Raw genomic sequence first — 16,802 nt, 5'->3', positions numbered from 1 at the left:
GTTCCGCAGGCCGGCAGGTCAGTGCCGGTGCGGCTCCTCGTGCTCCTGGAACTGGGCCGCGATGACCGCCGCCTGTACCCGGCGTTCCACACCGAGCTTGGACAACAGGCGCGAGATGTGGTTCTTGACGGTCTTCTCCGACAGATAGAGCCTCTTGCCGATCTGGCGGTTCGTCAGGCCCTCGCCGATCAGGTCCAGCACCGCACGCTCCCGCTCCGACAGCGCGGCCAGCCGGTCGTCCTCCGCCGGATGGCCGGCCTCCGGATCGCGCAGCGAGTGCATCAGCCGCGCCGTGGTGGCGGGATCGAGCATCGACTGTCCGGTGGCCACCGTGCGCACGGCGGAGACCAGGTCGGACCCCTTGATCTGCTTGAGCACATATCCGGCGGCACCGCCCATGATCGCGTCGAGCAGCGCGTCCTCGTCGTCGAAGGACGTCAGCATCAGGCACGCGAGGTCCGGCATGTGCGAGCGCAGCTCACGGCAGACGGTGATGCCGTCGCCGTCCGGGAGCCGGACGTCGAGGACCGCGACATGAGGGCGCAGCGCGGGCCCCCTGGCCAGCGCCTGCTCGGCCGTCCCGGCCTCGCCCACGACCTCGATGCCGGACTCGGCGTCGAGCATGTCGCGCAGGCCGCGACGGACGACCTCATGGTCGTCCAGGAGGAACACCCTGATGGGCGTCTCCTCGGAGAAGACCGGTGCCTCGGACATATGAGCCCTCCAGGTCTGGTGCACTCCCACCCGATCATGGCGTGGCGCGCGAAGGCGGCAACAGGGCCGAACGGTCCCGCCGTACGCCTCCCAAGGCCCCTTTCACGACCGGCGACCGGTCCACACGGGCTCCGTTCGGGCCCAGTCCCGCTCCCACTCGTCCATCCGGCGGCGGTCGGCCGCCCGGCGCACCACAACGCGTACGCCCACGAAGACGAGAACCACGCCGGCCGCGGCTCCCGAACCGGCCGCCGACGTCTCCAGCCAGATCTCCGCGTCGTTCCTCGGCGGCGCGGTCACCCGGCCCCGGGCGTCCAGCCACACATCCGCACGGTCCCCTCGCCGCAGCCCGGCGTGCACCGGCGCCACGCCCCGGCCGGCGCTGCCGTCCGGGGCGGTCCAGCGCACCGGCACCGCGTACCTCCCGCTGTCCCCAGTGCCTTCGGCCGACGTGATCGGAGGCGGCGCGTCCGCGAGGAGGACCGCCTGCACCCGTTCGCCGGCGGCCGCCTGCGCCGCCCTGCCCCGCTCGTACAGGGACGAGCCCGCCGCCACCCCCGCCGCCGGCGCGCCGAGCAGCAGCGCGGCCAGGAGGGCACCCGAGGCCCACGCCTCGAAGGCGTCCGAGGGGCGGCGCAACGGGCCGGAATCACCGCCCCGCCCGTACGCCCACAGCCGGAACACCATCGCTCAGCGCCGTTCCGGTTCCAGGGCCACCAGGTCGGCGGCGATGCGCTCGGCCCACGCGGCGATGCACGAGAAGTCCCGGAAGTCCCCGCCGCGGCCGTCCTCCAGCATCATGCGGGCGACGCGCCCGCGCGCCTGCGGCGACAGCCGTCCGCCGAACGTGACGTGCTCCTCCGCGCCCAGCCGCCGCGCGGCCCGGCGGGCGCCCGGCACCGGCGCGATGTCGCCCCGCGAGGCCGAGTGGTCCAGGGGCCCACTGCTGAACAGCCACACCGGCCGTTCGGCCAGGGCGCGGCGGTGACGGCGCGAGAAGCGCCGCGCGTCCCGGTGCCAGCGGCCCGAGTACAGCGCCCCACCGAGCACCACGACGTCGTACGGGCCGACGTCATGCACCTCCGCGGCGGGCCGCACCTCGGTGCGGATCCCCCTGTCCTGCAGGACGGACCCGATGTACCGGGCGATCTCCGCGGTGGATCCGTTCGTCGTGCCGTAGGCGACGAGTGCCGTGCGGGTCACTGCGACCAGCCCCCGTCGCGCTCACGGAAGGAGGAACCCGCGAGGCCGGGGCCGCCCAGTGGGTACCGCTCCGCCGACCGGGGCCGGGCCGGTGAGTCGTCCAGGAGGTACGCGAGCCGGTCGACGACGCGGACCACGCCGTCGATCTGGCGGGTCATCCGCAGCGCGACCGGGATCTCGCCGCGCCGTCCCAGCCGGCCCGTCAGCGTCACCACTCCGTCGTGCACCTCGACATCGACGGCGTCCGGCTCCAGCCAGAGCGCACGGACCAGGACCTCGTCGATGACCTCCCGGCGGATCTCGGGGTCCGGGCGCAGGAAGACCTGGAACAGGTCGCGCCGGGTGACGATGCCGACGAGACGGTCCTCGACGTCCACGACCGGGAGCCGCTCGACGCGGTGTTCGGCCAGGGAGCGGGCCGCCTCGGCGATGGACTGCTCGGCGCGGACGGTGACGGCGGGGTGGGTCATCAGCTGTCCGGCGGTTCGCGCCTGCGCCTTGGACTCCCGGACGCGGGCCCACCCGGGGAGCGAGGACCAGCGGAAGAGGGGCGCCGGCCCCGGGCCGTCCGCGTTCGGCTGATGGATCAGCAGGTCGGTCTCGGAGATCACCCCGAGGACCTTGTCGTCGTCGTCCACGACGGGCAGACCGCTGATCCGGTGCCGCGCCAGCAACTGGACGACCTCCGGATACGACGTGTCGAACACGGCGCGGACGACTTCGCCGGACATGACGGAACCCACCTGGTCGTGCCTCATCACCCGGGCCTCCTCAGCGAAGCCGCGGACAGGCGGCCATGGTCACGCCGCCGGGACGCCGTCGCGCCACCCACGACGGGGCCCTGTCCGCCGCCCCGCGGTGGCGGACGATCTCGGCCTCCACCTGGGCGGCGACCGGCTCGATCATGGCGGTGACGGTGGAGGACAGACCGGAGCCGACGGAGGAGTCGGCGCCCTGCACGGCGTACACCACGAGGTGTCGCGGCAGCCGACCGAGGATCCGGGAGAGTTCGATGGCCTCGTTCAGCACCGGGCCGTCCAGCCGCACCCGGTCGTCCGAAGCGTCCATGGGCTGCGCGAGCCACTCGGCGTCGAGGTCCAGACGGGTGATCTTGCCGGGTTCCCCCGGGTGGCCGTGCTCCGATTCCACGACGACCGCCAGGTCCGCGTCGTGCCACAGGCCGACGAGCCTCGTGGGTTCCCTGTTGCAGGTGCTGAGGTCGACCTCCGGTGGCAGCGGCCGCTCCTCGGCCCGCTCCCTTATCACGTCGAGGACCGCCCAGCCCACCCCGTCATCACGTCTGAAGTCGTTACCGAGTCCGATGAGGGCGATGCGTGTACGGGGTTCCATCGTCTGCTCCCCTCGTGCACAGCCCACGCTCGCCCCTCGCGCGCCACCGCACATGGGCCGAACGGTCCCCTTGCCGGGACCACCCCGCCCCCGGTCGTGCGCCGGCCGGGTCGGGCGCCGGCCCGGCGGCCTTGCGGGTGGGTGCCCACCCCGCAAGGCCACCGGGCCCGTGTGCTGTGCCCTCCTGGCTTTCGCCCTTCCGCTCAGTTGGCCAGCAGCGACTCCAGGACCGCCTCGTCCGGCGGGCTGACCGCGGCCCGGTTGGTGGCGGGGGGCGGGCAGTCCGGGTCGAGCCGCAGCCTCGCCAGCTCCCGGCCGGACACGGCCCAGGCATGCCACGACGCCCGTTCCCAGGCCAGCTGCGGCGGGTTGTACCAGCCGTCGCCGAGGCCGGTGAGCACCTGTTCGGGCTCCGCGAGATCCGGGCCGATCCGGTACACCAGGCCGCCGAAGACGGACGCGTACACCTCGCCACGGTGCACGGAGAGCTCGCCGTAACTCGGCAGCTTCCCCGACCGCAGCACCGTCAGGCTGTCCAGGTCCATGGCGAACCAGGTGCCCGCGAGCCGCTTGTACAGCCCGTACAGCACACCGTCGTGGACCTCGATGTGCTGCAGGCTCGCGTACCCCTCGATCGGCGCGAACTCCCACAGCACCTTGCGGCGCCACAGGTCGAAGGCGACGATCGTCGCGCTCGGCCGGGCCGGGGTGACGCTGCCGCCGCCCCAGGTGTCACCCGCGAGGTACGCGATGCGGCGACCGGGCCGGTCGTCCAGCGCGAGCGACATCACGCTCTGGTCGGCGATCACGTCCTGGTAGACGGTGAGCCGCTTCCTCGACCGGTCCACCAGCGTCAGCGCGCCCTTGAGCCGGCCGGCCGGCGGGGCGGTCGCCAGCAGCAGCTGGTCGGTGAGCCGTGAGTACACCATGTCCGTCGGCCGTTGCTGATCGTTGTCGACGAACCCCAGCGACCGGACCCTGCCGCGGTCCGGGTCGAGCTCCACCACCTCCGTACTCGGATACAGCGCCGCGTACACCTTGTTGCCGGCCATGCGCAGCTGCTTCGGCTCGCCCGCGACCTGGATCCGCCGGGACGAGCCGTCCTCCGGCCGGTGCGTCGTGATCGAGAAGTGCCCGCCGACGTGCACCGTCCCGCGCATGCCGTACGTCATGGACTGCACGGGATCCGGTCCTGACATGGCTGTGTCGATCAGTTCGACTATGTCCGACCCGCCGCCGCCCAGATCCAGCCACCAGAGCCGTCCGCTGCCCGCACCGCCGAGCAGCGTGCCGTCCGGCAGCGGGAACAGGCCCCGGTGCTCGTCGGCGGGCGTGGGCGCCGCGACCGGCACGAGCGCGTCGCCGTCCCGCCGGTAGACGGTGCCCGTGGGCCGCCCGATGCAGTACACCGTGCCGTCGGCGGTCGTCGTGATCGCGTCCACCAGCCGCTCCGTGGCCGGTATCGGGATGACCCGGGCGTCGCTGCCGTCGGGCGCCAGATCGATGACCGACCTGCCGAACCCCCCGATCACCCGCCCGCCCCGGGCCAGCAGACAGGCCGCGCCGCCGTACGGCTCCGGCGTGATCGACTGCTTCGCGCCCGTGGCGCGGTCGTACGCGACGATGTGGCCGAGGGGCAGCGTGCCCGCGTAGACGAAACGGTCGTCCGCGGCGATCGCGCGCACGTACTGCTCGCCCGGCCGCGCCACGCCGAGATTGCGCAGCACACCGGTCGCCGGCGAGTACTCCCAGACCTCGCCGCGCGGATAGGTGCCCGCGTACACCGTCCCGTCGGGCGCCGTGGTCAGACACCAGACGAAGCCGCCCGCCGGGCCGACCGTGCCGATCAGCGTCACCGACCCGGTCGCCGGGTCGAAGCGGTAGATGTCCGGGGTCGGGTACGTCCCGACGTACACCTGCCCGCCGGAGACCGTCGCCGCCCAGCCGCCCTCGCCGCGCGGCAGCCTTACCGTCCTCGTGAGCTTCTTCGACGCCAGGTCGATCTCGCCCAGCAGCGGCGGATTCTGACCACGTGCCACCACGTACGCGTGATCGCCCAGGACGGTCATGCCGACGATCGCGGCCGTGAAGGTCGCGATGCCGTACGTCGAGACCGCGGGACCCGAACAGTGCCCCGTCGTACCGGCCGTGCCCGGTCTGCTCGCCGTGTCCGGGACGACCGGCGCGCCCGTAGTGTCAGCTGTGCCGGCATGCGCCACGGACGGGGCCACCATCGGCCCCGCCACGGACGCCACGACCAGCCCGGCTCCGGCGTGCAGTAACCGCCTGCGTTCCATGCGAGCCTCCCAGGGTTGCGGACCGTTCCCTAGAGGATGACCAGCGGGTTCGCAGGGAACACCTTGCCACGAGAGGTTTTTGATGCACTTTCAGCCAGTCGCCGCAGGCAGGCACCGCTGCGTGCCGTGCCGCGACCCCGGATCCGACGCGTCGTCACCGTCCGGCGGCCCCTACCGGTGGCGGTCACCCCGCGTCACGGACCGCCGACGGTGGCGCCCGGCGCCGCGGCCGCTCCTATCCTGGTGAGGAGCGGGAAGGGAGCCGCGCGTGGCCGAGCGGACGACCGGCCCCGAGCAGACGACCCGGCACGAGCCGACCCGGACGGCCGACCGGGCCAGGGACGCGGCCGCCCGTGAGGCCTGGGCCGAGGCGTACGACGCCTTCCACGCCCTCGGCCCCGAAGGACTGGACCCGGACGATCTCTCCGTACTCGCCGATGCCGCCTGGTGGACCAGCCGCACCGAGGAGTCCGTCGCCGCGCGCATGAAGGCGTACACCGGTTTCGCGGCGGCCGGCGAGGCCCGTAAGGCCGGATACAGCGCCTGGATGCTCCACTACGAGTTCCAGCTCGCCGGCCGCGCGGCCGCGTCCGCCGGATGGCTGCGGCGGGCCCGGCACCACCTCGGCGACCAGCCCGAATGCGTCGAACAGTGCTATCTGGCCTGGGTCGACACGGAGGAGGCGCAGCGGCGCGGCGCGTTCGCCGAGGCCATGTCCTGCGCGGGCCGCATGGCCGCGACGGCCCGCCGCTGCGGCAGCGCGGACCTCCTCGCCATGAGCACCCAGGCAGGGGCCGGAGTGCTGCTCGCCCAGGGCCGCGTCGCCGAGGGACTCGCGATCCTCGACGAAGCGATGTGCGCGGCCATGGCCGGTGAACTCAGTTCGTTCTTCACCGGCTGGATCTACTGTCTGGGCCTGCGGCACTGCATGGCCTCGGCCGATCTCGGACGAGCCGCCGAATGGAGCGACGCGGCCATGGACTGGTGCGCCACGATGCCCGAGGAGAACGCCTTCCGCGGACTGTGCCGGGTCCACCGCGCCGAGGTGCTGGAGCTTCGCGGCGCCTGGCCACAGGCCACTGCCGAAGCGGCCCTGACCTGCGAGGAACTCCTTCCCGACAACGCCTCCGCCGCCGCCGGGGCCGTCTATCTCGCCGGTGAGATCCAGCGCAGACGAGGCGAGAGCGCAGCGGCGGAGGCCTCCTACGGCCGAGCGCACGAACTGGGCCGGGACCCGCAGCCCGGCCTCGCCCTGCTCCGGCTGGCGCAGGGCAAGGCCTCCTCCGCCGCCGCGGGACTACGACTCGCCCTCGCCGGCCCCGGCGACGGGACCCCCGCCCGGCTCGACCGCTGCCGACTGCTCGCGGCCCAGGCCGAGATCTCGCTCGCTCTCGGGCGCCTCGACGGGGCCGGGGCGGCGGCGGACGAGCTGACGGCGCTCGCGGACGACTGGGAGCGGCGACGGGGATCCTCGACCGGCATCCTGCACGCGACGGCCGCCGCCACCGGCGGCACGGTGGCCTTCGCCGAGCGTGACCTGGACCGGGCGGTGCGGCTGCTGCGCCGGGCCCTCGGACTCTGGCTGGAGCTCGGCGTCCCCTACGAGGCCGCTCAGGTCCGCATGGTGCTGGCCGCCGCCGACCGGGCCGCCGGCGACGACGAGGGCGCACGGCTGGAACTCGGCGCGGCGCGGGCCGCCTTCGAGGTCCTGGGCGCGCTGCCCGACGCCCGCCGGGCCGCGGCCCTGCTCGGACTCCCGGGCACGCTCACGGCGCGGGAGACCGAGGTGCTCCGCCTGGTCGCCGCCGGCGCGACCAACCGGTCCGTCGCCGCCGAGCTGAGCATCAGCGAGCACACCGTCGCCCGGCACCTCAACAACATCTTCGCCAAGCTCGACGTGTCCACGCGGGCCGCGGCGACCGCATACGCGTACACCCACGGACTGGCATGAGCCCCCTCCGAAGCCCGTATGAGCCGTTCCGCCCACACCGGCGTTCAGGAGATGGGCCGATCCGGCGATGACCGCCGCCCCGGGCCGTGCCTACAACAGAGCCGTACGGACCCACGAACCGAACGCACGCGGCACCGGCGCACCCCGCCGCCCACGACGCGGAAGGCGGTCGTTCCCATGAGCACCTGCGCACCGGCCCCCGACAGCGACAGCGCACCCGGCGAGCGGCTGCGCGAATCCGTGCACGGCGACATCGTCGGGCCCGGCGACCCCGCCTACGACGAGGCCCGCAGGGTCTACAACGCCATGATCGACAAACGGCCCGTGGCCGTCGTCCGCGCCGCCGACGCCGGCGACGTCATCGCCACCGTGAACGCCGCCCGCGAGCTGGGCCTGCTCCTCGCGGTGCGCGGCGGCGGCCACAGCGTGACGGGGCACGGCACCTGCGACGGCGGCATCGTCCTCGACCTCGGACGGATGCGGGGGGTCCGGGTCGACCCCGAGGCACGAACAGCCACGGCCGAGGGCGGCTGCACCTGGGCCGACGTCAACCACGCCACCCACGCCTTCGGCCTGGCCACCACGGGCGGCATCGTCTCCACCACCGGCGTCGGCGGACTCACCACCGGCGGCGGCATGGGACATCTGTCCCGCCGCTGCGGACTGGCCTGCGACAACCTGGTCTCGGTCGATCTCGTCACGGCCGACGGCGCGTTCCTCACCTGTACGCGGGAACGCAACGCCGACCTGTTCTGGGCCGTCCGCGGCGGAGGCGGGAACTTCGGCGTGGTCACCTCCTTCGTCCAACGGCTGCATCCCGTGGACACGGTCCTCGGCGGGCCCACGTTCTACCCGCTCGACGGCGACGTCCTGCGCCGCTACCGGGAACTCGTCGCCGAGGCGGGCGAGAAGCTCGGCGCGGTGCTCGTCGTGGGGCTCGGCCCGCCGCTGCCGTTCCTGCCCGAGCGCTGGCACGGCCGCCCGCTGTGCGGCGTGGTGACCTGCTGGTCCGGCGCCGAGTCCCAGGACGACGAGATCCGCGCCCGGCTTGCCGGGCTGGGGCCGGTGATCGGGGAGCACGTCGGCCGGATGCCGTATCCCGTCGTCAACACACTCTTCGACGAACTGCTCCCCGCGGGGCTCTTCCACTACTGGAAGGGCACCTTCAGCCGCGGGCTCCCGGACGCGGCCATCGACGCCTACGTCGAGTACGGCGCCGCCACGCCCACCATCCAGAGCGCGACCGTCGTCTTCCCGATCGACGGCGCATGCCACCGGGTGGCGCCCGAGGCGACCGCGTTCGCCTACCGCGACGCCGACTTCTCCACCGCCCTCAGCCCGGTGCTCCTGAGCCGCGCCGAGTGCGAGGCGACCGAGGAGTGGACCCGCGACTTCGCGGCGGCGCTGCGGCCGCACTCCCTGGACGGCGGCTACGTCAACTTCATGGACCACGACGACCAGGACCAGCGCCGGGTCCGGCTCAACTACCGCCAGAACCACGACCGTCTGGCGCGGATCAAGCGGCGCCACGACCCCGGCAACCTGTTCCGGCTGAACCACAACATCGCACCCTGACCGCGCGGCCGGCCCGTGAGTCGCCACGGGCACCCGGCGTGGCGCACGCTGGGCACGTACCAGAGGTACGCCGCCGCATGCCGCGTTCCCCGGACAGGAACCGCCGATGACCGACCAGCACCCGCCCGCCGAGCCACCCACCGCGCCAGACCCGGATACGGGCCTGGCCCCAGACCCGTACGCGGGCTTGGACCCCGACCCGACCGAGGACGTCCGGCTCGCCGTGTACCGCGCCTTCGCCCGCACCGGCCGCCCCGCAGGCACCGCCGGGCTCGCCGTCGCCACCGGGCACGATCCCGCGACGGTACGACAGGCGCTCCGCGCCCTGCACGACCACCGCGATATCGTGCTGGACGACCCGGCCGCCCCCGACGGTGAGGGGGTCGTCATGGCCCATCCCTTCGCCTCGGTTCCGCTCGGCTTCTCCGTCATGGGCCGTCGCACCCTGTGGTGGGGCGGCTGCGCCTGGGACTCCTTCGCCCTGCCGCAGCTGCTCGACGACGAACCCGACGTGCTGGTCGCGTCCCGCTGCCCCGCCTGCGGCACACCGCACGCCTGGGTCGTCGGCCGGGACGCCCCTCCACCGGGGGAGCAGGTGGCGCACTTCCTCGTCCCGGCCCACCACGTCTGGGACGACGTCGTCCACACCTGCCGCCACCAGCGGCTGTTCTGCTCCACGCGCTGCGTGGACGACTGGCTGGAGCGCACCGGCGCGTCGCGCGGGTACGTGATGGACGTGACCACCCTCTGGCGGCTGGCCCGCGGCTGGTACGCGGGCCGCCTCGACCGTGGCTACCGTCGGCGCGACCCGTCCTCGGCCGCCGCCTACTTCGCGCAGGCCGGGCTCGGCGGACCCTTCTGGGGGCTGTGAGCGGAACCGAGGACCACGGCGGCGTCGCGGGATCGCCCGGCGTGTGCTCAGGAAGCGTCGTGGAAGACCAGCCCGAGCGCGTGGCGCCGGCCCGAGCGCACCACGCTCACACCGTGCCGCAGCGCGCCCGCCGACCAGCCCCGCGCCGAACGGACCGGCCGGTCGCGGGTGGTGAAGACCAGCCCGTGCCCCTGCCGGAGCGACGTCGCCGTGCCCCTCGACTGCGCCCGGGGCCGCTGCTCGACCAGCAGGAACTCACCGCCCGTGTAGTCCGTTCCGTACGCGTCCAGGCCGATCACGACCTGGAGCGGGAAGAGCATCTCGCCGAAGACGTCGCGGTGCAGCGCGTTCCAGTCGCCCTTCCCGTAGCGCAGCAGGATCTGTGCCGACCGGTCCTGTCCGGCCCGATGGCACTGTGCGAGCCACTCCTCCAGACCGTCCGGCCACGGCGCCGGCCGGCCGAGCCGCTCCGCCCAGTCGCGGGCGACCGGCAGCAGCCGCGGATACAGCGCCGCGCGCAACTCCCGTACCGCATCCGGAAGTTCGTGCGTGAAGTAGCGGTACTCGCCGGAGCCGAACCGGTGCCGGGCCATGTCGACGGTGGTGCGGAACCGCTCGTCGTCGGTGTAGAGCGCGGCGATGCGACGGCACTCGGCGGCCGTCAGCAGCCCGGGCGTCTGCGCGCAGCCGTGCTCGTCGAGTTCCGCGGCGACCGCGGCCCAGTCGGCCCCGGCCACGCGCTCGTGGATCCTGGTGGTGGTGGAGACCGTCATGAGCCGCTCAGTCCTCTCTCGCTCCGCGTTCTCGCTTCTCACCTCCCAGGGTGCTGGGTGCCGCGGGCCCCGACCGGCGGAATCCGGACATCGAGATCGGGCACGGGCCGGCGGCTCAGCCGAGCCCCCAGCCATGGCCCAGCCGGTACGCCGCGCACAGATCCACGTCGAGCAGATACGCCCCGGCCGTGCCGCACTGCGTCGCCGCCGCACCCGGATCGACCGGCTGGCCGTGGCCCATGCCGGTGATGGCGTACGTCTCCACGACCGCCTTGCCCGCCGGATCCCGGTAGACCCGGTGCGGGTGTCCGGCGACGGTGTCGCTGGTGTCGGCGCTCTGGTCGGCGCCGTGGACGTCCGTCCACTGACGCATCAGATCCTCCATGTTGACCGGCTTCACCGTGTAGTCCGCCGTGCCCTGCAGCACCGTGAGCACCGGCCACGGTCCGCCGTACCCCGGCCTGGCCGCGCGGACCCGGTCGCCCCACTGCCGGGGTGTTTGCGTGGCGCCGACGTACATGCACACGTACGGGGAGCCCGCCGCCTGCGCACAGCCGTACGGCAGGCCCGCCACCACCCCGCCCGCCGCGAACTTCTCCGGGTACGCGGCCATCATCACCGCGGTCATGCCACCGCCGGCCGACAGGCCGGTCACGTACACGCGCGCGGGGTCGCCGGAGACGTCCGCGAGCTGCCGGTCGGTCATCTGGGCGATGGAGGCGGCCTCGCCCTGGCCGCGCGCGGTGTCCCCGGTCTGGAACCAGTTGAAGCACGCACTCGCGTTGTTGGCGCTGGTCTGCTGCGGCAGCACGACGGAGAAGCCCCAGCGGTCGGCGAGTTCGGTCCAGCCGCTTCCGGTGCCGTAGCCGGCGGCGTTCTGCGTACAGCCGTGCAGGACCACGACGACGGGCCGCCCGGCGGGCAGTCCGTCCGGGACGTAGCGGAACATGCGCAGGGCGCCCGGGTTGGACCCGAAGCCGGTGACTTCCACGACGCCGGCGGCCGCCGCCGGGGGAGCGGGTACGAGAAGCAGCGCCGCCACGGCGGAGAACACCGTGACGAGCACCGCGAACAGACGATGCGAGGTGGCTCTCAGTGAGGTCATGGGCCCGGACCGTAGATGCGGGTGCCGGGACCGGACATGGCCCGGGACACCACAACCCGGGCCCTTGCCATGTCGGCCGGGCCCTCACCGGGGCAGCCGGGCCCTCGCCGGGGCAGGGAGTATGGGCGGGTGACCTACCGCTACCGCATCCTCGGCGCCACGCAGGTGCTCCGCCCCGACGGAAGCGAGGTGCCGCTCAGCGGGTCCCGGCTGAGGGCCGTGCTGACCGCGCTCGTGGCCGCCGGCGGGCGACCGGTGCGGGCCGGTGAACTGGTCGACGAACTGTGGGGCGACGAGAAGGAGCCCCCCGCCGACACCACGGCGGCGCTTCAGGCGCTGATCGGGCGGCTGCGGCGGGCACTCGGCCGTGAGACGGTCATCTCGGTGCCGGGCGGCTACCGACTGGCCGCCGATCCCGGCGACATCGATCTGAACCGCTTCGACCGTCTGACGGCGCGGGGTACCGAGGCACTGGACGACGGCGACGCCGACCGTGCCGCACGGATACTCGACGAGGCGCTGGCCCTCTGGCACGGTCCCGCCCTCGCGGACCTCCCCGCGCCGTGACGGCGACGCCGTGGCCGTACGCGCCGAGCGCCGCCGCACCGAGGCACTCCGCGGCCGGCTGGCCGCCGACATCGCCCGCGGCCGTGCCGAGGCGGCGCTCCCCGACCTCACCGAACTGGCCGCCGCGCAGCCCCTGGACGAACCCCTCCAGGCCCTGTGTATCCGGGCCCTGCGCGCATCCGGCCGCCCCGCCGAGGCCCTCCAGGCGTACGAGGACGTGCGCGGCGCCCTCGCCGACCGCCTCGGCACCGGCCCCGGACCCGAACTCCGGTCACTTCACGCGGAGTTGCTGAACCCGCCGAACCGGACGACGGGCCGCGGGCCGGCGGTGGGTGTGCCTGCGGCCGAGGGGTTGATGTCGATCGTCCCGCGCCTCGTGTCGCTCGCCCGGACCGTGTAGCTGGGCATCCACGGCCGTTCCGCCTCCGGGATCTCGTTGTACGCCGCGTACCAGCGCATCACGTCATCGTCCGCTCCCGCCCCGGACGCGGGCAGCAGCGGCACCTGCTGACCGGGCCGCGGGAAGTACAGCTTCACCTGCTGGTCGGGCCCGGCCAGGTCGAACCCCGCGAGGTCCGGACCGCCGAAGGTGATCCGGACCATGCGGGGGGTGAGCCGGCGGACGCCGGTGACCTGGACGAACCGGACGGGAAGGGTGTGCTCCATCGGGACTCCCGGGGAAGAGGGGCTTCGGTCGCCGACGTTCCCCGACTCCACCGACAGGGCCCCGACACGCCGCCGATACGGCTACGCCTCCACAGGTACGCCCTGCCTCGAGGTACGCCCTGCCTCGCCGCCGCACGTGCACCGCCGCGTTCGGCCCGCCACGACCCTTCCGGATTCTTGGAACACGTTCTAGTCTGTCCGCCGCCGCAGCGACGCGGCACGAGACGCCTGGAGGGGCCGTGCATCTCGAATACTCGCCGGGACAGCAGCAGTTGCGCGCCGAGCTGCGTGCCTACTTCGACGGACTCGTGCCCGACAACGCCTACGCCCGCTACGCCGACCCCGCCACCCAGAAGCGCTTCTACCGGGAGACGATCCGCCGCCTCGGAGCCGACGGCTGGCTCGGCGTCGGCTGGCCCGAGGAGTACGGCGGCCGCGGGATGACGCCTATGGAGCAGTTCATCTTCTTCGACGAGGCCGCGCAGGCGGGCGTGCCGCTGCCGCTGATGGCGCTGAACACCGTCGGCCCGACGATCATGCAGTATGGCACCGACGAGCAGAAGGCGTACTTCCTGCCCCGGATCCTCTCCGGCGAGATCGACTTCGCGATCGGCTACAGCGAGCCGGACGCCGGCACCGACCTTGCCGCGCTCAGGACCCGCGCCGTGCGCGAAGGCGACACGTATGTCGTCAACGGCCAGAAGATCTGGACGACCAACGGGGACACCGCCGACTGGGTGTGGCTCGCCGTCCGCACCGATCCCGACGCCCCGCCCCACAAGGGCATCACCATGCTGCTCGTGCCGACCTCCGACCAGGGCTACTCCTGCACCGTCATCAACACCCTCGCCTCGCACGACACCACGGCCAGCTACTACGAGGACATCCGCGTTCCCGTCTCCCGCCGGGTCGGTGAGGAGAACAAGGGCTGGCGGCTGATCACCAACCAGCTCAACCACGAGCGGGTCACCCTCGCCGCCCACGGCACCATGGCCATCCGGGCACTCCACGACGTCCAGCGCTGGGCGTCGCAGACCGAACTCACCGACGGCCGCCGCGTCATCGACCTCGGCTGGGTCAGGAACCGCCTCGCCCGGACACACACCAAACTCGACGCGATGAAGCTGCTCAACTGGCAGATGGTGGGCGCCGTCCAGGAAGGCACCCTCACCCCGCAGGACGCCTCCGTGGTCAAGGTGTACGGCTCCGAGGCCCGCCGAGACGCCTACGCCTGGCTGATGGAGGTCGTCGGAGCCGCGGGCTCCCTCAAGGAGGGCTCGGCCGGTGCCGTCCTCCACGGCGAACTGGAGCGCGGCTACCGCTCGGCCGTGATCTTCACCTTCGGCGGCGGCAACAACGAGATCCAGCGCGAGATCATCTCCTGGATCGGCCTCGGGATGCCGCGCGTCCGCCGCTGACGTCGTGCGACCGGCCTCGTACTTCCGCGAATGCGACGAGCCAGAAGAATGTTCAGTGGATTGTCGATCAATTCGGGATCTGTCGAATTTCTGCTGAGATCCGCTCAATGAGTGGCTTTCCCGGACCGGACCGGACCGGCGTGCTGCGGCAGCGTTCCCAACCAGCCTTGTATCCCTTGGACGTTATGTGAGGCGATGGAAGGCTGGAGACACACGATGTTCGGGCGAAGGAATCTCCTCATGGCCGGTGTCATGGGGAGTGCGGCCATGCTTCCACGCGGTGTCACGGGAGCGCAGGCGTATGCGTCGCCGGCTCACGGGACGGGGTCCGCGCACGACGACGCCTCGGTGCCGCACAGCCCTCCGCTGGAGAAGTTCGTCGACCCGCTGCCCAGGCCGATGACAGCCGTCCCGGATCCTTCCGTCTATCCGGGCGCCGACTACTACGAGATCACGATGCGGCAGGGCTCATGGCGTTTCCACCGGGACCTCGGGCCGGCGACCACGTGGGGCTGCTGGGCCACCAACCCGAGCGATCCTCACAACGAGATCGGCATGGGCTATCTCGGGCCGACCCTCAGCGTGGCGCCGGACCACCCGACGGTCGTCAAGTGGCGCAACGAGCTGCCGACCAACCACCTGTTCCAGGACGTGATCCAGCGCATCAAGAACGGGGATCCCGAGCTCACCCCGACCCCTCCGCCTCCCTACAAGCCTGAACTGCCGTTTCCCCGGGACGTCAACGTGTGGAACGTCGTCCACCAGCACGGCGGTTTCACGGCACCGCAGTCCGACGGCATGCCGCTGCAGTCGTTCAGCCCGGACGGCATCCACGCCGAGGGCTACGCCACGCTGGACCCGAGCCGGGTCGAACGCAACGAAGCGATCTACGGCTACACCAACCATGACCGTTCGTGCATGCTCTGGTATCACGATCACGGCATGGGGATGACCAGCCTCAACGTCTATGCGGGCCTGGCCGGTCTGTACCTCATTCGTGATCCCGCCGACGAGCGGCTCGGGCTGCCGCGAGGCGAGTTCGAGGTCCCGCTCATCCTGCAGGACCGGACCTTCAACCCGGACGGCTCGCTCGCCTACACCATGACCATGAGGGAAGGCGAGGACACCCGGTCGTCAACGGGAAGGCGTACCCCTTCCTGGCCGTCGAGCCCCGACGCTACCGGCTGCGCATCCTCAACGCGTCGAACGAGCGTTTCTGGCGGCTGAGGTTCGACGTTCCCAGGCACGTACTGCCTCAGCCCACGCTGCCGTTCTGGCTCATCGGAGCCGACGGCGGCTTCCGTGCTCCGCTGCAGATGCTGAGCTTTCTGATCTCGCCTGCCGAGCGGTACGACCTGATCGTCGACTTCAGCCGGATGCCCATGGGGACGAAGGTCAAGTTGACGAACTACCCGGGAACGCCGGTCCACTACCCAGGCGTCCCCGGCCAGGGACCGCATATCTCGGAGATCATGGAGTTCCACGTCACGAAACTCCTGTCCGAAGATGCGGACACGACGACGTCGCCCAAGAAACTTGCGCTGCCGACGGTCGCGAACTTCACGTCGAAACCGCACGCCCGTCGGCGGGAATGGGTGGTGTACCAGCACAAGCTCTTCCGGACCATGACGTTCAACGCGATGCCGTTCATGGAGCCCTCCCAGGACTTCGTCAAGGCGGGTTCGACCGAGATCTGGGAGTACATCAATCCCAACCACGATGCCCACCCGATGCATGTGCACCTCGTCAACTTCCAGGTGCTGAACCGGCAGCCGATCGACGCGGCCGCCTACCAGGCGGACTACGAGAAGTGGATTCACGGTGGCCGCAAACCGGAGGACAGGCCGGTACTGAAGAACTATCTCACCGGCCCGCCGATTCCTCCGGACCCGGACGAAGCGCGGTCCTACAAGGACACGTTCAAGTCCTATCCGGAGACGGTGACCAGAATCGTCATTCCGGAGATCCACCCGCCGACGGGTACGATCGCGTCGATTCCGGGCAGCGGCGCCGAACTCCCGGCGACGTACATCCACCACTGCCACATTCTCGAACACGAGGACGACGACCTGATGCGCCCGTGGACGATCGTCGGCGACGACGGCGACCACGGCGACGGCAACCACGGCCGAGACGACCACGGCCGAGACGACCACGGCCGCGACGAGCACGGCGGTGGCGGCCCCGGCGGTGGCCACGGTCACTGACGGGATCGATCGACCCGCGTGGGCCGGTCCGCACTGCACCCAGAATGCGCGGACCGGCACCCACGCCGTGTCCCTGCCCTCGCCGGGTGGTTGCGGGACTGCTGG

At 72.3% G+C, this 16,802-nt stretch carries 15 protein-coding genes and 1 pseudogene; 7 read left to right on the top strand and 9 right to left on the bottom strand.

Going from position 1 to position 16,802, the window contains the following annotated elements; all coding sequences use genetic code 11:
* Positions 1–18: 18 nt before the first annotated feature.
* The 6 genes from OG766_RS01605 to OG766_RS01580 all read right to left on the bottom strand — a co-directional run bounded on the left by OG766_RS01605 (position 19) and on the right by OG766_RS01580 (position 5,564).
* Entirely contained in the window at positions 19–714 is a 696-nt protein-coding gene (locus OG766_RS01605) for a response regulator (protein ID WP_266377384.1), read from the bottom strand.
* 102 nt (positions 715–816) lie between these two features.
* On the bottom strand, positions 817–1,401 hold the full coding sequence (locus tag OG766_RS01600) for an Rv1733c family protein (protein WP_266377386.1): 585 nt from the start codon (positions 1,399–1,401) through the stop codon (positions 817–819).
* A 3-nt stretch (positions 1,402–1,404) separates the two neighbouring features.
* Positions 1,405–1,917, bottom strand: a complete 513-nt coding sequence (locus OG766_RS01595; RefSeq protein ID WP_266377388.1) for a flavodoxin domain-containing protein — start codon at positions 1,915–1,917, stop codon at positions 1,405–1,407.
* A complete protein-coding gene (locus OG766_RS01590) occupies positions 1,914–2,675 on the bottom strand; it encodes a CBS domain-containing protein (protein ID WP_328724350.1) in 762 nt (253 codons plus the stop codon). Before OG766_RS01590 ends, OG766_RS01595 begins: the two co-directional genes overlap by 4 nt.
* A gap of 13 nt (positions 2,676–2,688) precedes the next feature.
* The gene (locus tag OG766_RS01585; RefSeq protein ID WP_328724349.1) at positions 2,689–3,267 is read right to left on the bottom strand and encodes a hydrogenase maturation protease; all 579 of its coding nucleotides are present in this window, start codon (positions 3,265–3,267) and stop codon (positions 2,689–2,691) included.
* A 203-nt stretch (positions 3,268–3,470) separates the two neighbouring features.
* The gene (locus OG766_RS01580; protein WP_328724348.1) at positions 3,471–5,564 is read right to left on the bottom strand and encodes a hypothetical protein; all 2,094 of its coding nucleotides are present in this window, start codon (positions 5,562–5,564) and stop codon (positions 3,471–3,473) included.
* 268 nt (positions 5,565–5,832) lie between these two features.
* On the opposite strand from OG766_RS01580, the gene OG766_RS01575 reads away from it, so the two are divergent.
* From OG766_RS01575 to merB, 3 genes are all read left to right on the top strand, one after another.
* Complete coding sequence (locus tag OG766_RS01575) at positions 5,833–7,515, top strand: LuxR C-terminal-related transcriptional regulator (RefSeq protein WP_328724347.1); 1,683 nt, start codon at positions 5,833–5,835, stop codon at positions 7,513–7,515.
* A 177-nt stretch (positions 7,516–7,692) separates the two neighbouring features.
* On the top strand, positions 7,693–9,090 hold the full coding sequence (locus tag OG766_RS01570; RefSeq protein WP_266377402.1) for an FAD-binding oxidoreductase: 1,398 nt from the start codon (positions 7,693–7,695) through the stop codon (positions 9,088–9,090).
* Positions 9,091–9,196: 106 nt separating this feature from the next.
* The gene (gene merB, locus OG766_RS01565; protein WP_266377405.1) at positions 9,197–9,961 is read left to right on the top strand and encodes an organomercurial lyase; all 765 of its coding nucleotides are present in this window, start codon (positions 9,197–9,199) and stop codon (positions 9,959–9,961) included.
* Positions 9,962–10,008: 47 nt separating this feature from the next.
* On the opposite strand, the gene OG766_RS01560 is transcribed toward merB, so the two are convergent.
* Positions 10,009–10,734 (bottom strand): 2OG-Fe(II) oxygenase, encoded by a 726-nt coding sequence (locus OG766_RS01560; RefSeq protein WP_328724346.1) that lies wholly within the window; start codon positions 10,732–10,734, stop codon positions 10,009–10,011.
* Between the two features lie 115 nt (positions 10,735–10,849).
* Positions 10,850–11,839: an extracellular catalytic domain type 1 short-chain-length polyhydroxyalkanoate depolymerase gene (locus OG766_RS01555; protein ID WP_328724345.1), complete on the bottom strand. Its 990-nt coding sequence runs from the start codon at positions 11,837–11,839 to the stop codon at positions 10,850–10,852.
* Between the two features lie 69 nt (positions 11,840–11,908).
* Here OG766_RS01555 and OG766_RS01550 point away from each other — a divergent pair.
* Positions 11,909–12,758 (top strand): annotated as a pseudogene (locus tag OG766_RS01550) (AfsR/SARP family transcriptional regulator); the annotation flags it as partial.
* Here the strand turns inward: OG766_RS01550 and OG766_RS01545 are convergent.
* The gene (locus OG766_RS01545) at positions 12,683–13,009 is read right to left on the bottom strand and encodes a siderophore-interacting protein (RefSeq protein WP_266378386.1); all 327 of its coding nucleotides are present in this window, start codon (positions 13,007–13,009) and stop codon (positions 12,683–12,685) included. The pseudogene OG766_RS01550 and the gene OG766_RS01545 sit on opposite strands and share 76 nt — an antisense overlap.
* A gap of 302 nt (positions 13,010–13,311) precedes the next feature.
* Between OG766_RS01545 and OG766_RS01540 the strand changes: the two genes are divergently transcribed.
* The 3 genes from OG766_RS01540 to OG766_RS01530 all read left to right on the top strand — a co-directional run bounded on the left by OG766_RS01540 (position 13,312) and on the right by OG766_RS01530 (position 16,697).
* Positions 13,312–14,490 carry an acyl-CoA dehydrogenase family protein gene (locus tag OG766_RS01540; protein ID WP_328724344.1) on the top strand — a complete coding sequence of 393 codons (1,179 nt, stop codon included), beginning with the start codon at positions 13,312–13,314 and terminating at the stop codon, positions 14,488–14,490.
* A gap of 111 nt (positions 14,491–14,601) precedes the next feature.
* Complete coding sequence (locus OG766_RS01535) at positions 14,602–15,717, top strand: hypothetical protein (RefSeq protein WP_328724343.1); 1,116 nt, start codon at positions 14,602–14,604, stop codon at positions 15,715–15,717.
* Between the two features lie 89 nt (positions 15,718–15,806).
* A complete protein-coding gene (locus OG766_RS01530) occupies positions 15,807–16,697 on the top strand; it encodes a multicopper oxidase domain-containing protein (RefSeq protein WP_328724342.1) in 891 nt (296 codons plus the stop codon).
* Positions 16,698–16,802: the final 105 nt, after the last annotated feature.

The organism is Streptomyces sp. NBC_00259 (assembly GCF_036181745.1).
Lineage (GTDB): Bacteria > Actinomycetota > Actinomycetes > Streptomycetales > Streptomycetaceae > Streptomyces > Streptomyces pratisoli.
Note: the sequence above shows the minus strand (reverse complement) of the source record. Positions and strands in the feature narration are given on the sequence as shown.

Coding starts and splice junctions, on each gene's coding strand:
- OG766_RS01580 (WP_328724348.1), bottom strand. CDS start 5,564: ATGGAACGCAGGCGGTTACTGCACGCCGGAGCCGGGCTGGTCGTGGCG.
- merB (WP_266377405.1), top strand. CDS start 9,197: ATGACCGACCAGCACCCGCCCGCCGAGCCACCCACCGCGCCAGACCCG.
- OG766_RS01585 (WP_328724349.1), bottom strand. CDS start 3,267: ATGGAACCCCGTACACGCATCGCCCTCATCGGACTCGGTAACGACTTC.
- OG766_RS01570 (WP_266377402.1), top strand. CDS start 7,693: ATGAGCACCTGCGCACCGGCCCCCGACAGCGACAGCGCACCCGGCGAG.
- OG766_RS01600 (WP_266377386.1), bottom strand. CDS start 1,401: ATGGTGTTCCGGCTGTGGGCGTACGGGCGGGGCGGTGATTCCGGCCCG.
- OG766_RS01560 (WP_328724346.1), bottom strand. CDS start 10,734: ATGACGGTCTCCACCACCACCAGGATCCACGAGCGCGTGGCCGGGGCC.
- OG766_RS01605 (WP_266377384.1), bottom strand. CDS start 714: ATGTCCGAGGCACCGGTCTTCTCCGAGGAGACGCCCATCAGGGTGTTC.
- OG766_RS01530 (WP_328724342.1), top strand. CDS start 15,807: ATGCTGAGCTTTCTGATCTCGCCTGCCGAGCGGTACGACCTGATCGTC.
- OG766_RS01545 (WP_266378386.1), bottom strand. CDS start 13,009: ATGGTCCGGATCACCTTCGGCGGTCCGGACCTCGCGGGGTTCGACCTG.
- OG766_RS01590 (WP_328724350.1), bottom strand. CDS start 2,675: ATGAGGCACGACCAGGTGGGTTCCGTCATGTCCGGCGAAGTCGTCCGC.
- OG766_RS01555 (WP_328724345.1), bottom strand. CDS start 11,839: ATGACCTCACTGAGAGCCACCTCGCATCGTCTGTTCGCGGTGCTCGTC.